This is a genomic window from Anabaena sp. AL09 (genome assembly GCF_001672255.1).
In the GTDB taxonomy this organism is placed as follows: Bacteria; Cyanobacteriota; Cyanobacteriia; order Cyanobacteriales; family Nostocaceae; genus Dolichospermum; species Dolichospermum lemmermannii.
Window position 1 is genome coordinate 9840 of the sequence record NZ_LJOQ01000109.1, and the last position, 1100, is coordinate 10939.

At 42.6% G+C, this 1100-nt stretch carries 2 protein-coding genes and 1 pseudogene; 2 read left to right on the forward strand and 1 reads right to left on the reverse strand.

Annotated features, from left to right (window positions below; genetic code table 11):
* A complete protein-coding gene (locus AN490_RS22840) occupies window positions 1-300 on the forward strand; it encodes an HNH endonuclease (protein ID WP_300007337.1) in 300 nt (99 codons plus the stop codon).
* 199 nt (window positions 301-499) lie between these two features.
* Window positions 500-868 (forward strand): tyrosine-type recombinase/integrase, encoded by a 369-nt coding sequence (locus AN490_RS22845; protein WP_300007339.1) that lies wholly within the window; start codon window positions 500-502, stop codon window positions 866-868.
* Window positions 869-870: 2 nt separating this feature from the next.
* Here the strand turns inward: AN490_RS22845 and AN490_RS22850 are convergent.
* A pseudogene (locus AN490_RS22850) lies at window positions 871-1100 on the reverse strand (hypothetical protein); the annotation flags it as partial.

The following is a 1100-nucleotide window of genomic DNA, read 5'->3' on the forward strand; positions in this document are numbered from 1 at the left end:
ATGGGATACCCGAAGCACTGGAAAGAACTGGCTAAATCTATCAAGGAAAAAGCTAATTGGTGTTGTCAAAAATGTGGGCGTGTTTGCTTACTCAAGAGTGAAAAACCTCCCGACAATATTAAACCCCGTGCCTATAACCTTCAAGTTCACCATTTCAATATGAACCCTGCGGATAACAGGGTTGAGAACCTAATTTGCCTCTGTAGTGGATGTCATCTTGGATACCACAGAGGAGGCAAGGGCAATATTTCTGTGGGGCAGTTGTCGTTGTTTGATTTGTCGGGGTTTGAGAATCGTTGAATTTTCTTGGGGGAAATCTTGATAGAGAGCGATCGCAACTTCTGTTATTAGTTTTTAGTACATAAGTTTCGATCCGATAATACCAATAAATACGGCAAGACCTAGCAATCTGCGAAAATAATTAACGCCTTGAAATAATTCCATCCACGCCCAAGTAAACAACGAACCATCTGCCAGTAGGACTAATACTGTATTAATTTTGCCATTGGTAAAAAATAGAATTTTGCGGGGTGCAGGATTGCGCCGGGGGGAATCGGTAAAATTAATGTTGAGTGACTTCCATTCTGGCAGTGTGAAAGTCCGCAGTGGTAAAGGTGGTAAAGATAGAACTGTTTATTTACCAGATGGAGTTTTACCAATTATCGAAGATTGGTTAGAAATTAGAGGGCGGGAATCTGGAGCTTTAATCTGCCACATTAATAAATCTGGGGCGGTGACTTTACGACAACTGACACCTCAAGAATTAGCCGGTCATGCAACACCTGAACTCACTTCTAGATATGACCGTCGGGGTGAGGAAGTTCAACAACGGGCTGTACAGGCAATTAGTGTTCCCAAACGTCGTTAATTCTACTGTTTGACCGGATAAAACAACCCATCACTAACCTGAAATTTCCAGCCTAAACTCATCGGGTCACGATTCCTGGACCAACTGATAAATTCCTGCTCACTCTTGCTTTCCCGTTCCGTAATCAAACTTTGTGGAGTCACCCCCAATCGTTGCGCTAAATTTTCATTAGCAAAAGAAGTTATTTCTACTGGTTGCTGTTGATACTGATAAGGATACCCTGACCGCCGGG

Coding starts and splice junctions, on each gene's coding strand:
- AN490_RS22840 (WP_300007337.1), top strand. CDS start 1: ATGGGATACCCGAAGCACTGGAAAGAACTGGCTAAATCTATCAAGGAA.